Origin of the sequence: Sulfurospirillum diekertiae (assembly GCF_011769985.2) — a bacterium.
GTDB lineage: Bacteria > Campylobacterota > Campylobacteria > Campylobacterales > Sulfurospirillaceae > Sulfurospirillum > Sulfurospirillum diekertiae.
In genome coordinates, this window is the sequence record NZ_CP039734.2 from 1,179,814 (window position 1) to 1,200,175 (window position 20,362).

Genomic DNA, 20,362 nt, shown 5'->3' on the forward strand with positions numbered 1-20,362 from the left:
ATAGATGCCTTATGTTAATATCAAAATCACCAAAGAGGGTGCAACGAAAGAGCAAAAAGAAGAGCTTATTGCAGGAGTCACGAACCTTTTGGTGAGTGTCCTTGGTAAAAATCCAGCCACAACGGTTGTTACAATTGACGAAGTGGATATGGATAATTGGGGAATTGGTGGGCAACAGGTCAGCGAACTTCGCAAAAAGCCGAAGCCTTAAACTACTATTAAATGATTTATCGGTACAATCACGCAAATTATTAACGAAGGAAATGTGTAATGGGCGAAATGTTTACATTTTTAGGTCTTATTAACCACACTCATGACTTCATCTTTGTATCACATGTTTTATTGGTTGGTGTTATCAGTCTTGCCTTGGCAAAACTGGCAACGTCTAAAATGCAACTGGTACCAAGTGGTGTTCAAAATGTCATGGAAGCATATCTTGAGAGTGTCGTCTCTATGGGTAAAGACGTCATTGGAGAAGAATTGGCGCGTAAATATCTACCATTAGTAGCTACTATTGGTTTAATGGTATTTATTGCAAACGTTATTGGTATTATTCCTGGTTTCGAATCACCTACGGGTAACCTTAATATGACATTAGCACTTGCATTGATGGTGTTTGTCTATTATAATTACGAAGGTATCCGTGTAAACGGTGTTGTTCATTATTTTGCACACTTTATGGGACCATTGAAAGTTTTAGCACCTTTGATGTTTCCTATCGAAGTTGTTTCACACTTTTCAAGAATTGTCTCTTTAACCTTCCGACTTTTTGGAAACATTAAAGGTGACGATCTTTTCTTAGCAGTTGTTTTGATGCTTGCTCCTTGGATAGCACCACTTCCTGCGTATGCGCTTTTAACATTCTCTGCATTCTTGCAGACATTTATTTTTATGATCTTAACATACGTTTATCTTGCAGGTGCTGTTTTAATTAGCGAAGAGCACTAAAAAGTATTCTCTTGTTGCACCAACAAACGCGTTTTGAAAAACTCCTCAGCTTTTTGCAAGGTGCCTCTTGGGCTCTTGCAATCGCTGGTGGAGGTTATACCTTCCTCCTTTTTCTTCCTTTTGGTTTTATCATTGCTTCCATTATTGCGCTTTTTATCTTTCTTGCAGGGTGCTTCTTTGCCATTATATGTGAGATGGCACAGCTTCAGTTGGATAAACTAGATGAACTTAAAAAACAGACGCATTTTTTAGAGAAACTTTCTCTCAATGATCAAACACTATCTCATCACTGATCCTGCTTTTTATACTTCCAATCCCGAAGAGGTTGTTCAAAAACTTTTACATGTAAAGACAAAATATCAGCCTGACTATATCTGTCTCCGCGATAAAATAACCTCAGATTATGCCTCCCTTTCCAAAGCTGTCGCAAACGCTTTCTTGCAAGATGCAAAAACGAAACTGTATTTGCATACTGATTTTAGATTAGCGCATGCATTAGGATGTAATGGTGTACATTTACCTTCTACTGCGTTACATGTCATTGAAAAAGCGAAAGCCTTAGGTTTAGAAGTGATTGTAAGTACGCATACCTTAGAGGAAATAGAAGAAGCTGAAAAAAGAGGAGCGGATGCAATCACATTTAGTCCAATTTTTGCGACGCCCAATAAGGGAAAACCGCTTGGTTTAGAGAAGTTAAAAGAAATAAATGATAGAATTAACATTAAATGTTTTGCGCTTGGTGGCATCATCAACATAGAACAAGTGAAAGCTTGTGAAGAGATTGGTGTATACGGTTTTGCCTCAATTCGCTTTTTTTTAGATTAATCCAAAGGGAAGTTAATGAAATTTGAAGTCGTTATTGGACTAGAAGTTCATGCTCAATTAAACACCAAAACCAAGATTTTTTGCAGTTGCCCCACCAGTTTTGGCGACGAACCCAATACCAATGTGTGTGAAGTCTGCTTAGGACTTCCAGGCTCACTGCCTGTTTTAAACAAAGAAGCGGTGAAAAAAGCTATCGCGCTTGGTACAGCTATCAATGCGACCATCAATCAAAAATCTATTTTTAACCGTAAAAATTACTTCTATCCCGATCTTCCAAAAGGGTATCAAATCAGCCAATTTGAGATACCTATTGTTGAAGCGGGTGAAATTTATATTGACTTTGAAGATGGTACAACAAAACGTATTGGTGTCACACGCGCGCACCTTGAAGAAGATGCTGGAAAGAATATCCATCATGGTAGTGTCTCTCATGTAGATTTAAATCGCGCGGGTACACCACTTCTTGAGATCGTTAGTGAACCCGATATGAGAAGCAGTGAAGAGGCAATTTTGTACCTTAAAAAATTGCATGCGATTTTGCGTTACCTCGACATCAGTGATGCAAATATGCAAGAGGGAAGTTTCCGCTGTGATGCGAACGTTTCCATTCGCCCCAAAGGTGATACGAAGCTTTATACTAGAGCAGAGATTAAAAACCTAAACTCATTTAAGTTTATTCAAAAAGCGATTGATTATGAAGTTGAACGTCAAAGTAATGCATGGGAAGATGGCGTGTATGAACGAGAAGTGGTTCAAGAAACGCGTCTTTATGACATTGATAAAGACGAAACACGCAGTATGCGTTCAAAAGAAGACAGTGCAGAGTATCGCTATTTCCCAGATCCTGACCTATTGCCAGTGCTTATTCCTGATGATATGCTCGCAGAGTGTATCCAAATTCCAGAACTCCCCGATCAAAAGCGTGATCGTTTCCTTAAAGAGTATGGTATTAAAGAGTACGATGCCAATGTAATTACATCCAGTGTTGAAATGGCTCAATTTTATGAGACAATGATCCAGGAGGGTGCAGGAGCCAAGAACTCTGTGACATGGCTCACCGTAGAGCTTTTAGCACGTTTGAGTCATGGTGTGACCCTTACCACTTCACCTGTTGATGCCGTAAAACTAGCCTCTATTGTCAAACGTATTGAAGATGGTACTATTAGCGGCAAAGCGGCAAAAGAGGTTCTTGATTATTTGATGCAAAATAGTACCCATGTTGATGACGCCATTAAAAAACTTGGACTGAAACAAGTAAGTGATGATGGTGCAATTTTGGCAATTATTGATGCCATTATCAGTGTCAATGCTGATAAAGTAGCAGAGTATAGAAGTGGTAAAGATAAACTTTTTGGTTTCTTTGTAGGACAAACGATGAAAGAGAGCAAAGGGACTGCAAATCCTACAAAAGTGAATGAACTTTTAAAATCTAGACTTGATGTATAAGCAGGTATTGGCGTGAGCATAGCAGTTATTGGGGCGGGGAAATGGGGGCAAGCACTTCAGTTTGCGCTCTCTCGCAATTTTACATGTAAGATTACTTCGCGCCAACAAAAACCTATTGAAAATTTTGTAAGCCTTGAAGAAGCATTAGCCTGTCAATATCTCATTTTTGCACTTCCTGCACAAGTGGTTCGCGGTTGGTTGGAAACGCATTTTAGCTTTAGTGGTCAAAAGATTTTGGTTGCTGCTAAAGGAATCGAGCAGGGAAGTGGGGCATTTTTAAATGAAATTTTTGCAAATTTTGTTCCTGAAGATCATCTCAGCTTCCTCTCAGGTCCTTCGTTTGCAAGTGAAGTGATACAAGGGCTTCCTACCGCTCTTGTCATCAATTCTACTAATGAAATACTTGCTAAAGAGTTTGCTTCATTTTTCCCTTCATTTATCAAAACTTATACTTCAAAAGATGTTATTGGTGCAGAAGTCTGTGGTGCTTATAAAAATGTTCTCGCCATTGCCAGCGGTATTTGTGATGGATTAAGGTTGGGAAATAACGCAAGGGCTAGTTTAATCGCCAGAGGGCTTGTGGAGATGCGCCGTTTTGGTAAGTATTTTGGAGCACAGGATGAAACTTTTTTAGGTTTGAGTGGCGCAGGCGATCTGTTTTTAACAGCTTCCAGTACACTTTCACGTAATTACCGTGTGGGTCTTTTTTTAGCTGAAGGCAAAAAACTTGAAGATATTTTGATCGCTCTTGGTGAAGTTGCTGAAGGTGTTTTTACCTCTGAAGCCATTTTTGAGCTCTCTTTGAAACATACCATTTATACACCCATTGCGCATGAAATAGCATTGATCCTCAAAGGTAAAGAGCCTCGTATCAGTGTTAAAGATTTATTGGCTGATTGATGATGTTTAAGCTTCTCCTTTCCTGCTTTTTTTTCTCCACGCTAATGTATGCAAAAACACCTTCGCTCGAAGAGATGATTGCTCAAATGATTGTGATTGGTTTTGAAGGGGTAAAAGAAGGCGATAAATGGGTGGATCAGATTGCTAAAGATATTAAGCGCGAAAAAATTGGTGGAATTCTTTTAACCGATAAAAATATCCAAAATCCAGCACAACTGAAAAAACTCAATGATTATTTAAAAGCTGAAGCACCAAAAGGATTGCCACTGATTGTTGCTGTCGAACAAGAGGGTGGTGAAAATAGTATATTGAGTGCTAAAAAAGGGTTTAGTGAAATTCCTTCTGCTGCTAGACTTTTTAAGACAAAAGATATTGCTGAGGCGGAAGATCTTTATAAAAAATTGAGCAGAGATCTTACAAAAGCAGGTATTAATGTAGATCTTGCACCGGTTTTAGATCTTCAACCTAAACGAGATAATCTCGATAACCCTAAGGTGCAACGCAGCTACTCTAGTTATGAAGAAATTGTGACAACCTATGCAATGCTTTTAATCAATGCTCTCTATGCGGATGGTGTGACACCTGTTGTGAAGTATTTTCCTACGGCGGGCGCTAATCTTTGGAATAATTTTTCCAGCGAAGAAGATGTAACGAATACATGGCGCTTTGAGCAGCTCAAACCCTATTATGATTTAATTGCTTTTGGAAAAATGGATGCTGTTTTGATCTCACATATTATGCAAAAAGAGATTGATCCTAAAAACCCAGCACTATTTTCAAAATTGCTTATTCAAGGATTGCTTAGAGATAAAATGCATTTTGAGGGAGTTGTCTTTGCTGATAATTTCCGAACAAGCTCAATTTCCAGCAGTATTGATTTTAAACAGCGTATTATTCGAAGTATTGATGCAGGAGTTGATATTATCATTATGCCTAATTATTTCTCTGAAAATGCGAGCACTCCTTTGACAATTCAAAAAATTATTACAGATGCTATTAAGAATGGTGAATTAAGCGAGGAGCGTATAGCGATTTCTTATGAGCGCATTAATCTTTTCAAACAAAAACTATTAAAGAGAGGAAGCCATGTTAATTAAAAATGCTTTAGTACACACGAATGAGGGACTTATTCCTAAAGATGTACTGATTAAAGAAGGTAAAATTGTTTCAATAGCACAAAATATTACCACTTCTTTAGGCGATGAAATGATTGATGCAAAGGGGCTTTACTTGCTTCCAGGACTCATTGATCTTAATGTACGTTTTGCAAATAGCACTCTTAACAAAGAACATATTGATAAACTCTCTTCTAGTTGCCTAAAAGGTGGTGTTACAACAGCTGTGGTTATGTCTGATTTTACACCACGGCTTGATAGTGCCACACTTTTAGAATTAGTCAAATTTAAAATTGATCAAGCCAAAATAAATCTTCATATGAGTGCTCCTTTGGCTGATGAAAAAGAAGACCAACTGCATAATATAGCAACGCTTCTTAATAATGGTGCTGCAGCTATTTTGGCAGATTCCCATCGTAATGCCAACCTTCTAAGACGTGGTATGCAATATGCGATTATGAAAAAAAGACCTCTTTTTGTACAGTGCTATGAACCAAACCTTGATGATAATGGTTTGATGAATGATGGCTTTAGTGCTTCAAAAATGGGGCTTTCAGGCATCTCCAAAATCTCTGAAACAGCTGAAGTGGCTAAAGTTTCAGAAATGGCACATTTTTACGGTGCCAAAGTGGTGTTAAAATCCCTTTCAACCAAACGCTCTTTAGAGATTGCCAAAGAACATAAAGCCCTAAAATCAGACTTGTATGCCGAGGTTTCAATTCATCATCTTGCCAAAAATGACACCAGTTGTGATGGCTTTAATACGTATGCTAAATTGATGCCACCCCTTCGTGAAGAAGATGAACGCAAAGCTTTAGTGGGCGCTTTGAAAGAGGGAATGGTTGATATTTTAACATCAGCCCACTCACCCAAATCAATTCTTTATAAAGACGTGGCATTTGAAGATGCGGCATTTGGTATTGGCTCCATTGAAGAGTTTTTAACACTGGTATACACCTTCCTCGTTAAAAATAAAGTGATTGATTTAGGTGAACTTATTCGTATTTGTTGTGTGAATCCTGCTCAAGTGTTAGGCTTAGAGCGTAAAGGGTTGATTCAAGAGGGGTTTGATGCAGATTTAGTGCTGTTTGATCCTAAAGAGAGCTATGAAGTAACCAATAAACACTCACTCTATTTTGGTGATACGCTCTATGGAAAAGTGAAAAAAGTAATTGTTGATGGAACGTTACTGTTAAATCAATAAATTCTATGTTATGACTCAATCAGTAAAATACCTTTGAAAGATAGAGTCCACACGCTGGTATCAATGTTGTGGACACTTTCATTTTCCGTTCGCGTTGGGCTATCAAATCATCTAGCGAGAGTTCGTTATGACATACTTTGAGTAAACTACCACACATCATTCGTACTTGCGAACGTAAAAAAGCATCTCCTAAAAAATAGATAATAATCAAATTTTTATACCGATAAGCGCCTGCTTTAAAGATGGTGCGTTCATCTTTAGTTGTCCCACCACCAAGCTTTTTAAAGTATTCAAAGTTATGAAATCCTACAAAAACTTGTGCATATTCATTTAATTTCATCACATTCAGTGCTTTTACATGTAAAGCATAATTGGCCAAAAATGGCTGATATGCACCATCGTAAAGTATGTAACGGTACAATCTTTTCTTCGCATTAAAGCGGGCATGAAAGGAAGCATCAACGGGGATGATACTTTGAATAAAAATATATGGCGCTAAAAAACCATTTAAATGCGATTGGAGTTTTTCAAGATCATTCCAAAAAACTGGAAGGTCTATATGTAAAACTTGATGCGTTGCATGCACACCCGTATCGGTGCGTCCACTTCCAACAACTGTCGCATCAATATTGACACGTCTAAGTGCACGGGTAATAACTCCTGCAACGCTTTGACATGTTTTTGTCTCATTCTTTTGAATTTGAAAGCCAACAAAAGCGCTTCCATCATAGCTTAGAGTGATTTTAACACGCATAAGAGTTTAAAAGATGGCACGAATGCGTTTTTGATATATGATGTAAGCAATGAAAAAAGTCAGTACAAAAACAATGATCGGTGCAAATTGTGGTTGCCATGTTGAGACTAACGTTGTCAACAGAAGGTACGTTGAGATCGTGACAAACATAGCAACATAAATACCACTTTTATTATAACGATAGGTCACAATACCAATGCTCAGTGCAATCAATGTTGAAGCCATGGGGAAGAGGGCTATGAGGAGGAAAAATGCAAGGTCATAGGCACGTCTTTGGTCGACAAAAACGCCACTCCAATACTCTTCAATACTCTGAATCGCACCAACAGGTGTTTTCGGATTAGAATTAAGATGCATCTCATCAAAATTGATCTGCTGAATGGTGTCTTTTGAAAATTCAAAAATCTTACCTTTGTCAAGATTAAGTCTTAGAATACCTTTTTCATTATCGATCGCTGCTGTGGTAGCGACGATCAATTTTTCATCTTCATTTTCCATAGGTGCTTGGTAGAGTGTAACCCCGCTGTAGAGTTTAGTGTCATCGCTGTGTTCAATGTAAACGAGCCAATCAGCGAACTTTTGACCAAATTCATTGGCTTTGATATTAAATTTAGCTTCAGCTTTTTTGTATTCAATAAAATTGTTATTCAGTTGCTTTGAAATAGGAATCAGCACAAAAATATCCAGTAAAAGCACCAAGGAGAGTCCTGATGCGAGCGTTAAAAAGAGCTGTGCTATTTTTTTAGGATTGTAGCCAAGGGTAAAGAGGACAATGGTCTCATTCTCTTTTGAAAGATTAAAAAGAGTAATACACAGTGCAATAAAAAAAGTGATGGGAAGTGTGTAAACCATCGTTCTGGGTAAAAGATAAATATAGAGCGTGCCAAGTTCCAAGAAATTCATTTTAATAATCGCAGTAAGCGCTGCAATCTTAATGAAAAAGACAACGGAAGTGATAAAAAAAAGAATAAAAAATAAAGAGCTGAAGAGCTCACTGAAGTGTTTTAAAAGATAACGACTGACTCTATTCATAGATAAATTCCATTACATGTAAAATTGGTAGATCAAAAAACCACGTGATTAAAAGCCCTAAAGAGAGAAAGGGGATAAAGGGCAATTCATACCCGCGTTTACGTACAATAACAAAAGCAACAAGTGCAATTACGGCTGCTAGATAAATTGCCACAAGCCCAAGCTTGATACCAAGAAGTGCTCCTATGATACCCGCAATAATACTATCTGCTTCACCCATTGCCTCTTTTTTTGTCAGTGCTGAAACTAAGAAGCGTAAAAGGGTAAATGCACCCATCAATAAAAGTCCATTTTGAAATGATTGTAACGGTATAGCTGTACAAAAAGCAATCAAAAGTGCTGGTAAACTTAAGCTGTCTGGAACGGCTTTATAGCGAAGATCAATAATACTAAGGGCAAGTAAAAGTGAAAAGATAGAACCCACCAAAAGAGTTTGTGTAAGATTTTCTAAATGAACATAGCAGAGTCCGTATATTACGGCTGAACTCAGTTCAACGAGGGGATATTGCATAGAAATTGAACTTTTGCAAAAAGCACATTTCCCCCGTAGTGCAAGCCATGAAACAAGGGGTATGTTGTGATACCATTTAAGGGGATGCAAACAGTGTGGGCAGTGTGATGCAGGAAGAGAAATGCTCTCACCTTTGGGCAAACGCAAAATGGCTACGTTGAGAAACGATCCAATGCAGAGTCCAAAAAGTGTGATTAAAATAACTTCCATTACCTACTAGCCCTTTAAATCTAATACTATATCGCTCAGATCAAAAAGAGGTGAAATCTCTTCTTGAAGAGTAATGTGTGTAATCATACCCAATTTAGGGCTCTCTTTTTGTAAATAATGGAAACTTTTTTCATACATCGTTGCCATCTGAAGTTTTGTTGGGCTTAAAATTCCCCGTAAGGGTCCAAGATGTTCCAATGCCATATAAAACAAAAGTGTTTCATCGCCTTGAACTTGGAATTGCAACATGACTTTTTTACCATCATGAGACAAAGGAAGATGAATCGTGGCTTTTGAAAGGGCGAGTAGCATGTAGCTTAACGTTTTAAACAGCGTTTTGGAAATGGTGTCATCACTCAGTTGTTTGAGTAAAAATGATTTAAAATCGTTATAGGAAAACGTTTTTGAGTCAAAAAAATGCTTATAATCAAGTGGCAAAAAATACTCATCCTTTTCAAACAGTTGGGGCTGTTTATAAAGCGCTGAGATGGTAAGGATGCCCCCTTGTTTTTCTGAAAAATTTGCCCAATATTTTTGTCCCTCTTTGAGGTTCTTACTGCTTTTCGTTGTCAGCTCTTTGCGCCCAAGTTTGAGACGATAACGTGTAGCATCGATCTGTTTCATGACTTCGATGCTGACGGGTAAATTGGCATTAAAATTAATGCTTGAACTACTTGTGTGCCCGATGTCTGAGCCAAGACCCGCTAATTTTTGAAGTGTGGAGATCATAGATGGCTACAGTGCTCCACAATCTGTTCAGCAATTTCAAATTTGCCAGCGAGTGAAAATTTTTGGACATGAGAGGGAGTAATAAAACTGATCTCATTTTTAGTGCTTCCAAAGTTATTTTGATCTTTTAAAACGTTGAGACACACGGCATCCAGCCCTTTTTTCTCCAGCATTTTTCCTGCATTTTCAAGTGCTTTGCTTTCGTCTATTTCTGCTTTAAAGCCAATGACTTTAAAATCGCGTTTGGGAAGCGAAGCAAGGACATCGACATTGCGTTTAAGCTCAAGGCTATAAGTTTCACCTAATTCTTCTTTTTTGAGCTTACCTTCATGTACTTTGATGGGTACATAATCACTGACTGCTGCAGCCATGAGCAAATACGGAGTTTTATCATTTTTGGTGACATATTGCATTTGTGAAAGTAGGGCACTTTGAAGCTCGGTGGTACTCTTTACATGTAATGTGTTGATTGCGTTTATTTGGGGTGTTTCTCCGCTGCTAATGAGCGTCACATTGGCTCCCCTTAGGAAAAAAGCGAGTGCAAGTGCTGAAGCTTGCTTTCCACTGGAAAAATTGGTGAGGCATCTTACATCATCGATCTTTTCCATTGTGCCACCACCGGTAATAATGACTTCTCGATCAGTCCAAAAAGCTTCTTTCAGAAGTAGTCTTGCACAGTGATAGAAAATTTGCTCAATGTCAGCAAGCGCACCTACCCCTTCATCGTTACAGGCAAGCAATTTGGATTGCGGTGCAACAATTTCGTATCCAAGAGAAGTGAGCTTTAAAAGGCTTTCCTGGGTAATGGGATTTAGCATCATATTGGTGTTTGCTGAAGGGGCAAGCACGATCGTTTTGGTAAAAGCAATCGCCGTTTGGGTTAAAAGATTGTCGGCAATGCCATGGGAAAGTTTATTGATAGTGTTCACCGAAGCGGGAGCTATGAGAAAAAGGTCTGCCCATTTGCCCGTATGAATGTGGCTAAGCCCTTCACTCCAGCTTTCGGTGTCTACATGTAAAACCTTGTTTTGACTGATGGTCTCAAAGGTAAGGGGAGCAATAAAACGTTTGGCATCTTCACTCATCAGTACCTTAACCTCAGCACCCGCTTTGATAAAAAGTCGAGTTAGCTCTAAGGCTTTGTAAATGGCAATGCTTCCCGTCACACCTAAAAGGATTTTTTTTCCTGCAAGTTGATTATTTCGCATCTTTTTTCCCGAAGAATTTGTAGAAGAATCCCTCAATAATTTTAAGAGGTTCACGGTTGATGGCTAAAGCGCCTTTTGGGATATTCTTTGTGACGGTAGTCCCTGAAGCGATGAGCACATCATCTTCAATGGTAACAGGGGCAACCAGTTGTGAGTCGCTACCTACAAAGACGTTTTTGCCGATGATTGTTTGGTATTTTGCTTTGCCATCGTAATTACATGTAATCGTTCCACATCCAATGTTCGTTCCCTCATCAATGATGGCGTCACCTAAGTAGCTGAGATGCCCCGCTTTGACGCCTTTGAGCGTTGATTTTTTGATCTCAACAAAATTTCCGATGTGCGTATCTTCGATATGTGAGTCAGGGCGAACACGTGCCATTGGCCCAATGTCAGAATTTTTGATGACACTTTTTTCAATGACGGAGTGCGCTTTGATGTGCGCATTTTCAAGCACGGTGCCTTTAAGTAAAGTCACACCGTTTTCAAGTTTGCATTCTCCGCTCATCTGCACATCTGTTTCAATGTAGATGGTGTGAGGTAAGCGCATACTCACCCCTTGCTCCATAAAACGGCGTTTAATGCGCTCTTGCATGAGCTCTTCCGCTTGGGAGAGATGGTACTTGGAGTTGACACCCATAAAGGTTGCTTCATCGACGAACAGCGCTTTAACACTTTTTTTCTCGGCATTGGCTAAAGCAATAAGGTCGGTGATGTAATACTCTTTTTGGCTGTTGTGATTGGAAAGCTTTGGAAGATTTTCGTTTAAAAAGTTGGTTTTAAAAAGATAAACGCCTGCATTGACCGCCGTTACTTTTTTCTCTTCCGCACTAGCGTCTTTCTCTTCAACGATCTTTTGCACGTTTAAAGACTCATCCATGATGACACGCCCATAACCAAAAGGTTCTTTACATGTAAACGCACTCATTACAACGTCCGCATCCAAATATGTAAAATTTTGCATATTTTGAGCTTCCAAAAGTGGCATATCGCCATTGAGTACGAGTAAATGCTCATATTTTGGTTTTACGCCACGAATTGCACCGCCCGTACCTGGGAAGTTTTGATGGTCTTGTATGCTATAGTGGATATTGGAAAAGTAACGATTCATTTTTTCTTGGACAAGGTCTGCTTGGTGGTATAAAATGACATGAATGTCGTCACTGACCTTTTGAGATTCTTTGATGATGTGATACAGCATTTCAAAACCGCTGATCTCATGAAGGACTTTAGGTAAGCTTGATTTCATCCGTGTTCCAAGCCCAGCAGCCATAATTGCAATCGAAATATTCATAAAGTGTGTTCCTAACAATCAGATGAAATCTATTTTAACGAAAAGTTGTTTAAAGATTAAAACGTTTTTAACGCAAAACCAACTAAAATCATAAATCTACTACGAGGAATCTATTTGAAGAATATGAAGAGAATTTTACTTTTACTATTGATCTGTATGACACCGATGGCTTTTGGCGCCGATACAATCCCTACAGTCAATCTCTCTTTAAGCGCACCTAATTCGCCACAACAGTTAGTTACAAGTCTTAACCTTCTTGTTGTTCTTACCATTTTAGTTCTCGCACCTTCACTTATTTTTATGATGACCAGTTTCTTACGCCTTTTGATCGTCTTTTCTTTCTTGCGTCAAGCACTGGGAACACAGCAAATGCCACCTTCTCAAGTGATGGTCTCTCTAGCGATGATTTTGACGTTTTTCATTATGGAACCGGTGATGAATGAGTCCTATGAGAACGCAATTAAGCCTTATTTGGCGGAGAAGATGAGCTATCAAGAGGCCTTTGAAAAAGGCTCTGCTCCTTTTAAAGCCTTTATGATTCGCAATACACGTGAAAAAGATTTGGCGCTTTTCTTTCGTATTCGTAACCTTGAAAATCCCAAAAATATTGAAGATGTCCCCTTAACCGTTGCCATGCCTGCGTTTATGATCAGTGAGCTTAAAACCGCTTTTGAGATCGGCTTTTTACTCTATTTGCCATTCCTCGTCATCGACATGGTTGTCAGTTCCGTTTTGATGAGTATGGGTATGATGATGTTACCGCCTGTTATGATCTCCTTACCGTTTAAATTGCTTATTTTTGTCCTCGTTGATGGTTGGAATTTGCTGGTGCAAAAACTCGTGGAGAGCTTCCATTAACACGCAATACCTGACAACCACAGCGTTGGGGTTTGAACTTCACCATCCTTTGTTTGATGCGACTATTTTAAAACAAGGTGCGCAACTGATCCATTTTCAGCCTAAAGAGGGCGAACCACTCTTTTGGTGTGCCGATCTTTCTACCTTTGAAAAAGGCAAGGCTTTTCGTGGTGGCGTTCCTCTGTGTTGGCCATGGTTTGGAAAAGCAGGTATTCCCTCTCATGGATTTGCACGTATTGTTGAATGGACATTACTCTCGTATGTCGAAAAAGAAGAGGGTATCAAGCTCGTGTTTGAACTGTGTGATACAGCGTTTACACGTACTATTTGGCCTTACGCGTTTAACACACACCTTACGATGGTATTAGGAGAAGAGGTTGAACTCTCTTTACATGTAAAGGCAGATAAAGAGAGCACCGCAGCACTTCATTCTTATTTTACATGTAAAGATATTAACGATGTCAATGTGAGGGGACTCGGTCTCACCTACATTGACGCTTTGCTCGGTGGAAAGCCGTGTGAAGAAGACAATACACCTTTACATGTAAATTATGCGATTGATCGTATCTATACCCATCCTGATGCCAAAACGACTCTCCAAGAAAAAGAGCGGACGATCACCATTACGCATAAAAATCACAGTGATGTGGTTGTGTGGAATCCATGGCTGGAAGGTAGTGCAAAACTTTCTGATATGAATGAAAATGACTATACGAAAATGCTCTGCATTGAGAGTGCTCGAATCACAAAACCTTTAATGTGCGATGATCACTTACATGTAACGATACAGGTTGAGCGTTTTTCCTAATCTCCAATGCAAATATTTTACAATACTTACCTAAAGTATTGTAAAGATAAATTAAGTATATTACGTCTATAATATTCCTCAATAAACAACAAAAAAAAGGAAATGCGATGAAAAATGTACTGATCATCAACGGTCATCAATACTATGAACATGTAGCAGAGGGAAAACTCACACAGTTTTACATCGATACGGCGACAGAATTCTTTCACAAAGAGGGCTATGCCATCAAGCACAGTGTTGTCGAGAGTGACTATAGCGTTAAAGAAGAAGTCGAAAAGTTTGCATGGGCCGATATTATCCTTTTTCAATTTCCAACGTATTGGATGGGCGTGCCTTGGATGACAAAAAAATATATCGATGAGATTTTTTCAGCAGGGCAAGGAACGGTGACGTATGAGAGTGATGGCAGAACCAGAAGTGATGCAACAAAACGTTATGGAAGTGGCGGTTTGATGCAAGGTAAAACGTATATGCTCTCCATCACCTATAACTGTCCAACGAGTGAATTTAGCAATAAAGAGGGCTTTTTTGAAGGGCTTAGCCTTGATGAAGCCAATGTTGCCACGCACAAAACCTTTCAATTTTGTGGCGCAGAACCTTTAAAAACTTTCTCAGTTCATGACATTTTCAAAGGTGATTTGGATTTAGCAAAAGAAAAAGTACGTTTTCACGCGCATTTAGAAAAAACCTTCAAATAACGCTTAGGGTGGCGTGATTTCATGCCACCATCTTCTTTACATGTAAAGATCAAACCCCTGTTGCTGCTTTAAAATACGATCAAACAATTTTTGTGCTTTTTGGAGCATTTTTTCGTTTTGATTGTGCGATTGTTCTAAAATTTTGTCCAACGATTTAAGTAGACTATCATTGAGGTAATTTTGGGTATTGAGATCTTTTGTTTTCGGTAAGATCGTGTTAATATCAAAAGCGGTATTGGTGGTGGTTGCATCTTCTGAAGAGGAAGATTGAACTGTTTTAAAGTATTCGTCCAGTTTAGGTTGAATGGTTTTCATCGCAGCATCAATCTCTTTTTGATCGTTAGCATCAATGCCATTTCCTTTGTAATGAAACTGATAGCCATAGGCATGAGAAAGTGACAGAATCGTCGTTTGCGTGGTATCACTCTGTTCTTGGGAAACACTCATTGAGCGATCATCATACAAACTAAGGTCAATGACATCACCACTGCTGGTTTGAAATGAAAAACCAAAATGGTTTGAACTGTTGTAATTATTTGCCCCTATGGTTTGCATAAGTTGCCCCCTTATTTAAACGTAATAGCAAATCGGCATAATGAAAATTTTTTAAATGGTAATAAGACAGTCGAGTTTATTCTGTACGGATTCAATTTTTTGGTGCATACCATCTTCTCGGTTGGGTCTTATGTCAAATTTCAAACAGGCATACACGCGTCCACAGGCTTCTAAGAGCGCATAAGCCTCTTCAATCAGTTTAAGCGCTTCACGCATTGTTGGTGTCTCAACCACCGTACTCATCGGTGTAAGCTTGTAACTATAACCACTTTCATGAACCATTTTGACGATGCGTGCGACATCACCACTTTTACTGCCTTCTCCCTCTAGAGGGAACATACTAAATTCCATTAAAACGGACATATTTTTTCCTTTACATGTAAACTACAATACTGCATAATAAACACCACAAAATGTACCAATCGTCAGCACGAGATAGCCCGCAACATAAGAGGCAATACTCCTCGTACCCAATAGAAAAACAATCAGACTTTTAAGCAATGAATTCGCAATGATCGCAAGTGTGATGGCGTTTAACGCGGTTGTGCCATTGAGCCCATTTTGGGACAAAGATGCAAGTGAAAGTGCTATGGCATCAGTGTCGGTTAAGCCTGAAATAAACGAGATAATATAAACGCCTAATTCGCCAAAGGAGGTATCTGCAAATTTGACAAGAGCGATGACAACACCAAACAAAAGTCCTAAAATAAGTGCTTCAGAGAGTTGAAAGGGATTTTTAAACACGGTCTCTTGAATGATGGTTTCTTTTGCAGTGATCATATAGAGAACGCCAAGATAGAGATACCCAACACCAGAAGCGATCAAAACAGGGTATAAAATCTCGTGTGCTAACACGGCATTGATGATAAAAAGCTCTATGTAAATACGAAAAAGCATAATGGAGCAGGCAAGCCCTATACCAATCGCTAGATTTTTGGAAAGGGAAGGATTCTCTTTTGAGCGTCTTGCAAGACTAAGAGCAACAGCGGTGGAAGAGACAATACCGCCTAGTAAACCTGCTAAACCAATACCATGTTTGACGCCCACAAGACGTACAGCGATATAACCTAAAAAAGAGATGCCTGCAACCAAAACAACCATCAGCCAAATTTTGTAAAGATTGAAATAACCCCAAGGATCAAGCGGTTCATCGGGGAAAAGCGGCAAAATAACAAAGCTCATCATTAAAAAAAGAATCATAGCGCTCAGATCTTGCTTCTTAATCACTTTTTCATAGGTTTGGATCTTCTCTTTAAGATTGAGGATAAAAAGGACACTCATGGCGACAAACACAGCCAGCGTTATTTTCTCATAAGCAAGCAGAACCCCTAAGAAAAAAACCACCAGTGCTGAAAATTCTGTGGTCATGCCATTTTCAGTGGGTGTTCGATTGAGCATATACGCACCCATCAACAGAGCCCCTAAAACGCAGACAGAAGCAATGAGGACATAAGGAACAGACGCATTCAGCCACGCAGAGAGATACCCTATGAGCGAGATGAGTGCAAACGTGCGTGCTCCTCCAAAATCCTTCTTGCGGTTGGCATACAAAAGATTCATTTCACGCTGTAAACCAATGAGTAGTCCAAGAACAATAGCGATAATAATGTTTTGAAAAACAAGCGTATCCATTGTTGACCTCTTTGGCGTTATTTTACCTCAATTTGGTTACATCAACTGTCAAGTCCACTGCGAAATTTATGCTCTTTTGCCACCACAATCTCTTTTTGTTTCTCTTTTTTGAGAGTATCTTTTTCGACAAAAAGCGGTTGGCGTGTTTTAAAATGAAGTCCTGTGTAATACATAAGCGTAGAGTACGTCGAAGGGGTTGGCGTAAAGACTTGCGCTTGCTCAGGATTGATTTTGAGTACGTTGCTCGCAAACTGTTTTAAGGAGTGCATATGTTTCTCTTCACAACCGGGGTGTGCGGCAATAAGATAGTAAGTCAAAAACTGTTTTTTGCCTGACTCATGTGTCAGCCTGTCAAAGAGCGTTTTAAATTCAACCAAAGCTTCTTTGCCCGGTTTGCCCATTAACCCCAAAATTTCATCATCAATATGTTCCGGTGCAATCTTCATCTGTCCACTGATATGATATTCCACAATCTCTTTAAGATACTCGTAGCCATACGCTTTATCTTCACTAATAAGATCATAGCGAATGCCTGAAGCCACAAATGCTTTTTTAATCCCTGGAAGCGCTCTTACTTTTCGCAGCAAATCCAGCTGTCTTTTATGCGTAGGTCTAAGCGCCTTACAGAGTTTAGGGAACATACAGCTTTTATCTTCACACGCACCTTTGGCAAGTTTTTTAGCACATTCATAACCGTACATATTGGCCGTTGGTCCTCCAAGGTCGGAGATAATGCCTTTGAAATCTTTATACGTCGTAAAGTGTTTTGCCTCGTTGAGAATAGAACTCTCACTACGACTTCGAATTGTTTTGCCTTGATGGACTGTAATGGCGCAGAAGTTGCACTCACCATAACAGCCTTGATGCGTAGAAATGGAAAATTTGATGGTCTCCAGTGCTTTAACCGCACCCTCTTTTTTGTGATAAGGATGGACATCGCGCATAAAAGGTAAACGACTCACTTCATCCATCTCTTCTGTGGTAAGGTAAAGTGCAGGTGGGTTTTGGATGAGGTAACGATCATCTACTTTTTGGCAGAGTCCTTTGGCTGAAATTGGATCATTATTATGGTAAAACAGGTCGAACATATCCATAAATTTAAGTTTATCAGCAACTGTTTCAGCATGGCTTGGAAGGGCGATATACTCAGCCTTTGGCTCTTTGGAAATGTACGAAAGTCCTTTTACATGTAAAGGCTGGGTACCTTCTTTAAGCGCATCGGCAAATTCAACAATGCTCTTGTCGGACATACCGTACAAAAGGTAGTCCGCCTTGGCATCAAACAAAATGGGTTTACGAAGTTTATTACTCCAAAAATCATAATGCGTGACACGTCTTAGGCTGGCTTCAATGCCACCAAGCATAATAGGCACGGTATTTTTAAAATATTGGCGGATGAGGTTGGTATAGACCAAACTGGCGCGATCAGGTCGTTTGTTGTTGATGCCACCTGGTGTATAATCATCACTATTTCGAAACTTCTTTGTCGCCGTATAGTTGGAGACCATAGAGTCCACACTTCCACCACTCACGCCCCAAAAGAGTTTGGGCTCACCCAGACGGGTAATGTCAACATCACTTTTGACATCCGGCTGACCGATAATACCCACCTTATAGCCCGCATGTTCGAGCACACGCCCTACAACCGATACACCCATATAAGGGCTATCTATATAGGCATCGGAGGTGATAAGAATGATATCGAGTTGCTTCCATCCTCTTTGGTACATCTCTTCACGTGTTGTAGGTAAAAACATAACGCTCCCATCGGCTTTTTTTAGTCTTATTACTATAACAAAATCTCCATTTTGTTTGGCTTTCTTTAAGATTCTTCGTAGTAATATCACACCAATTATCATTTGGAGGATACGTTTGAAAAATTCACTCTATTTTAACATTAAAGTAGAAGAGGGCATCTTTGAAAAAATCATAGCCGAACAAAATACTATTGGCTACTATGCACTGCCCGATCAAGAGATCAGTTATCTCGAAGACTACTTAGCAGATTTTAAATCTAAAAATGATTACGATGCGATTAAAGATATCGCAATTATCGGTATTGGTGGAAGTTCCTTGGGACCAAAAGCAATTTTTAGAGCGTTACAAGGTATTCGTGATTTTGACAAACGCTTGCATTTGTTTGAGAGTACCGATCCTGCATCCATTCGCTCTACGCTCAACAAATTAGATATCAAAAATACGCATTTTTTTGTCATTAGCAAATCCGGTACAACCATTGAAACAGTTTCTGTTTATAAGTATGTTCTTTCTTTGTTAAAAGCTAAAGACATTTCTCTCGATTATCGCTTTACATTTGTGACCGATGATGGCTCAAAACTGGAAGCACATGCCAAAACATTTAACTCGTTTGTTCTGCATATTCCTCTTAATGTCGGTGGACGTTTTTCTGTTTTAAGTGCAGCAGGACTTGCACCATTACTTTTGGTTGGTGTCGATATTCAACGATTACTCGATGGTGCTAAAGCGATTAAGAAAAGCTTTTTTGAAGATGGTTATATCAAAGAGACGATTCTCAAAAAAGCAACCTATTACGCTAAAAACTCCATGCACTACAACATCAATACCCTTTTTGCTTATTCTGAAAGTTTAGACAGTTTTACCGATTGGTATGTACAACTTTGGGGTGAGAGTTTGGGTAAAAAACAGAAACAAAGTAGTATCAACGTTGGTCTTACACCGGTTGGTTTGATTGGCCCCAAAGATCAACACTCTTTCTTACAGCTTATCGTTGAGGGACTTCGTGATAAAAGTGTTACGGTGCTTAAAATCGAAAATTTTGACGATAAAATCAAAATCCCTGCAATAACGCTTAAAGAGTTAGAGGGGTTAGATTTGATGAATGGAATTGCATTTTGTGACCTCATTAACTTGCAAGCCGATTCAACGATTGAAGCGCTTTTAGATAAAAAAGACATTCCTATTGACACGATTACCCTTCAACATATTGATGAAGAGAACATTGGTAAATTGATTTTTTATTATGAACTTTTGACCTCACTGGTAGGACAAATGATGAATGTAAATACGTATGATCAACCCGGTGTTGAGAGTGGTAAAAAGATTCTTGAGGGTAAATTAATCGAAGAGAAAAAAACCTTTCCTAAAAAAGGTAAATAAAAAAGAGGTTGGGATTTCCCCAACCTTTCTAAACGGCTGTAAAGACAAGTGCTTGTTCATACAAGGCTGAACCCATTTTCCCCCACATTGAAAAAAGATTGATTTCTTGTTCTGTAAGATTGAAATGTTGTGCAATTTTATCGATGACTCTGTTTTCATTAATACCAAATTTATCATCTACATGGACTAATACCATCAACGCGAGTAAGATAATTCTTTGACTTTGGGATGATCTAAAAATTGTTAAAGTATCCTCTAACACAAAATGCTTTAAATCAATTTCTATATTTTCAATGCCCATTTCAGTGCAGTATTCTTCAACAATCTCGCGTTCTTTAGGACCATACTCGCCATCGAGATTGGCAACATACTGAGAAAGCTGTAAAAAAGCAAATTTTTCTTCAGATTTGAGTTTCATAAGTAACAATTTGTACTCCTTTGGTAATGGATCAATGAAATTATAGTAAAACATTTTAAATAAATATTAATAAACATGA

23 protein-coding genes are annotated in these 20,362 nt (G+C 38.9%); 12 read left to right on the plus strand and 11 right to left on the minus strand.

Features of this window, described 5'->3' with window-relative positions; translation table 11 throughout:
* Window positions 1-4 precede the first annotated feature (4 nt).
* Genes FA584_RS06020 through FA584_RS06055 form a run of 8 tightly spaced genes read left to right on the plus strand, consistent with a single transcriptional unit; the run spans window position 5 to window position 6,438 of the window.
* Window positions 5-211 (plus strand): 2-hydroxymuconate tautomerase family protein, encoded by a 207-nt coding sequence (locus tag FA584_RS06020; RefSeq protein ID WP_087438542.1) that lies wholly within the window; start codon window positions 5-7, stop codon window positions 209-211.
* 59 nt (window positions 212-270) lie between these two features.
* Window positions 271-948 (plus strand): F0F1 ATP synthase subunit A, encoded by a 678-nt coding sequence (locus FA584_RS06025; RefSeq protein WP_087438543.1) that lies wholly within the window; start codon window positions 271-273, stop codon window positions 946-948.
* A gap of 14 nt (window positions 949-962) precedes the next feature.
* Complete coding sequence (locus tag FA584_RS06030; RefSeq protein WP_228448606.1) at window positions 963-1,241, plus strand: hypothetical protein; 279 nt, start codon at window positions 963-965, stop codon at window positions 1,239-1,241.
* The gene (locus FA584_RS06035) at window positions 1,216-1,773 is read left to right on the plus strand and encodes a thiamine phosphate synthase (protein WP_087438545.1); all 558 of its coding nucleotides are present in this window, start codon (window positions 1,216-1,218) and stop codon (window positions 1,771-1,773) included. Before FA584_RS06030 ends, FA584_RS06035 begins: the two co-directional genes overlap by 26 nt.
* A gap of 15 nt (window positions 1,774-1,788) precedes the next feature.
* The gene (gatB, locus tag FA584_RS06040; protein ID WP_167750533.1) at window positions 1,789-3,219 is read left to right on the plus strand and encodes an Asp-tRNA(Asn)/Glu-tRNA(Gln) amidotransferase subunit GatB; all 1,431 of its coding nucleotides are present in this window, start codon (window positions 1,789-1,791) and stop codon (window positions 3,217-3,219) included.
* Between the two features lie 12 nt (window positions 3,220-3,231).
* On the plus strand, window positions 3,232-4,119 hold the full coding sequence (locus FA584_RS06045; RefSeq protein WP_167750534.1) for an NAD(P)H-dependent glycerol-3-phosphate dehydrogenase: 888 nt from the start codon (window positions 3,232-3,234) through the stop codon (window positions 4,117-4,119).
* Window positions 4,119-5,216, plus strand: a complete 1,098-nt coding sequence (locus FA584_RS06050) for a glycoside hydrolase family 3 N-terminal domain-containing protein (protein WP_228448607.1) — start codon at window positions 4,119-4,121, stop codon at window positions 5,214-5,216. The genes FA584_RS06045 and FA584_RS06050 overlap by 1 nt, the downstream gene beginning before the upstream one ends.
* On the plus strand, window positions 5,206-6,438 hold the full coding sequence (locus FA584_RS06055) for an amidohydrolase family protein (protein ID WP_167750535.1): 1,233 nt from the start codon (window positions 5,206-5,208) through the stop codon (window positions 6,436-6,438). The genes FA584_RS06050 and FA584_RS06055 overlap by 11 nt, the downstream gene beginning before the upstream one ends.
* 19 nt (window positions 6,439-6,457) lie before the next feature.
* Here the strand turns inward: FA584_RS06055 and truA are convergent, their stop codons facing one another.
* From truA to glmU, 6 genes are read right to left on the minus strand one after another with little or no spacing between them, the layout of a single operon-like run.
* Window positions 6,458-7,192 (minus strand): tRNA pseudouridine(38-40) synthase TruA, encoded by a 735-nt coding sequence (gene truA, locus FA584_RS06060; RefSeq protein ID WP_167750536.1) that lies wholly within the window; start codon window positions 7,190-7,192, stop codon window positions 6,458-6,460.
* 6 nt (window positions 7,193-7,198) lie between these two features.
* The gene (locus FA584_RS06065) at window positions 7,199-8,224 is read right to left on the minus strand and encodes an LptF/LptG family permease (protein ID WP_167750537.1); all 1,026 of its coding nucleotides are present in this window, start codon (window positions 8,222-8,224) and stop codon (window positions 7,199-7,201) included.
* Window positions 8,217-8,945 (minus strand): prepilin peptidase, encoded by a 729-nt coding sequence (locus tag FA584_RS06070; protein WP_167750538.1) that lies wholly within the window; start codon window positions 8,943-8,945, stop codon window positions 8,217-8,219. The genes FA584_RS06065 and FA584_RS06070 overlap by 8 nt, the downstream gene beginning before the upstream one ends.
* A 6-nt stretch (window positions 8,946-8,951) precedes the next feature.
* Complete coding sequence (locus FA584_RS06075) at window positions 8,952-9,674, minus strand: hypothetical protein (protein WP_167750539.1); 723 nt, start codon at window positions 9,672-9,674, stop codon at window positions 8,952-8,954.
* Window positions 9,671-10,882, minus strand: a complete 1,212-nt coding sequence (gene coaBC, locus FA584_RS06080; RefSeq protein WP_167750540.1) for a bifunctional phosphopantothenoylcysteine decarboxylase/phosphopantothenate--cysteine ligase CoaBC — start codon at window positions 10,880-10,882, stop codon at window positions 9,671-9,673. The genes FA584_RS06075 and coaBC overlap by 4 nt, the downstream gene beginning before the upstream one ends.
* Window positions 10,872-12,176 carry a bifunctional UDP-N-acetylglucosamine diphosphorylase/glucosamine-1-phosphate N-acetyltransferase GlmU gene (gene glmU / locus FA584_RS06085; protein ID WP_167750541.1) on the minus strand — a complete coding sequence of 435 codons (1,305 nt, stop codon included), beginning with the start codon at window positions 12,174-12,176 and terminating at the stop codon, window positions 10,872-10,874. The genes coaBC and glmU overlap by 11 nt, the downstream gene beginning before the upstream one ends.
* 123 nt (window positions 12,177-12,299) lie before the next feature.
* Here glmU and fliP point away from each other — a divergent pair, with 123 nt between their 5' ends.
* From fliP to FA584_RS06100, 3 genes are all read left to right on the plus strand, one after another.
* Entirely contained in the window at window positions 12,300-13,034 is a 735-nt protein-coding gene (gene fliP / locus FA584_RS06090; RefSeq protein WP_096047813.1) for a flagellar type III secretion system pore protein FliP, read from the plus strand.
* Window positions 12,988-13,842, plus strand: a complete 855-nt coding sequence (locus tag FA584_RS06095) for a D-hexose-6-phosphate mutarotase (RefSeq protein WP_096046565.1) — start codon at window positions 12,988-12,990, stop codon at window positions 13,840-13,842. Before fliP ends, FA584_RS06095 begins: the two co-directional genes overlap by 47 nt.
* A 107-nt stretch (window positions 13,843-13,949) precedes the next feature.
* The gene (locus tag FA584_RS06100; RefSeq protein ID WP_096046566.1) at window positions 13,950-14,540 is read left to right on the plus strand and encodes an NAD(P)H-dependent oxidoreductase; all 591 of its coding nucleotides are present in this window, start codon (window positions 13,950-13,952) and stop codon (window positions 14,538-14,540) included.
* Between the two features lie 36 nt (window positions 14,541-14,576).
* Here FA584_RS06100 and FA584_RS06105 read toward each other — a convergent pair whose 3' ends face one another.
* From FA584_RS06105 to FA584_RS06120, 4 genes are read right to left on the minus strand one after another with little or no spacing between them, the layout of a single operon-like run.
* Window positions 14,577-15,095, minus strand: coding sequence for a diacylglycerol kinase (locus FA584_RS06105; RefSeq protein ID WP_096046567.1), 519 nt, complete (start codon window positions 15,093-15,095; stop codon window positions 14,577-14,579).
* Window positions 15,096-15,146: 51 nt separating this feature from the next.
* On the minus strand, window positions 15,147-15,458 hold the full coding sequence (locus FA584_RS06110; protein WP_096046568.1) for a thiamine-binding protein: 312 nt from the start codon (window positions 15,456-15,458) through the stop codon (window positions 15,147-15,149).
* A gap of 21 nt (window positions 15,459-15,479) precedes the next feature.
* A complete protein-coding gene (locus FA584_RS06115) occupies window positions 15,480-16,727 on the minus strand; it encodes an MgtC/SapB family protein (protein WP_096046569.1) in 1,248 nt (415 codons plus the stop codon).
* Between the two features lie 41 nt (window positions 16,728-16,768).
* Window positions 16,769-18,484: a YgiQ family radical SAM protein gene (locus FA584_RS06120; RefSeq protein WP_096046570.1), complete on the minus strand. Its 1,716-nt coding sequence runs from the start codon at window positions 18,482-18,484 to the stop codon at window positions 16,769-16,771.
* A gap of 115 nt (window positions 18,485-18,599) precedes the next feature.
* Here FA584_RS06120 and FA584_RS06125 point away from each other — a divergent pair, with 115 nt between their 5' ends.
* Entirely contained in the window at window positions 18,600-19,865 is a 1,266-nt protein-coding gene (locus FA584_RS06125) for a glucose-6-phosphate isomerase (RefSeq protein WP_096046571.1), read from the plus strand.
* 28 nt (window positions 19,866-19,893) lie between these two features.
* Here the strand turns inward: FA584_RS06125 and FA584_RS06130 are convergent, their stop codons facing one another.
* A complete protein-coding gene (locus tag FA584_RS06130) occupies window positions 19,894-20,283 on the minus strand; it encodes a tellurite resistance TerB family protein (protein ID WP_226372290.1) in 390 nt (129 codons plus the stop codon).
* Window positions 20,284-20,362: the final 79 nt, after the last annotated feature.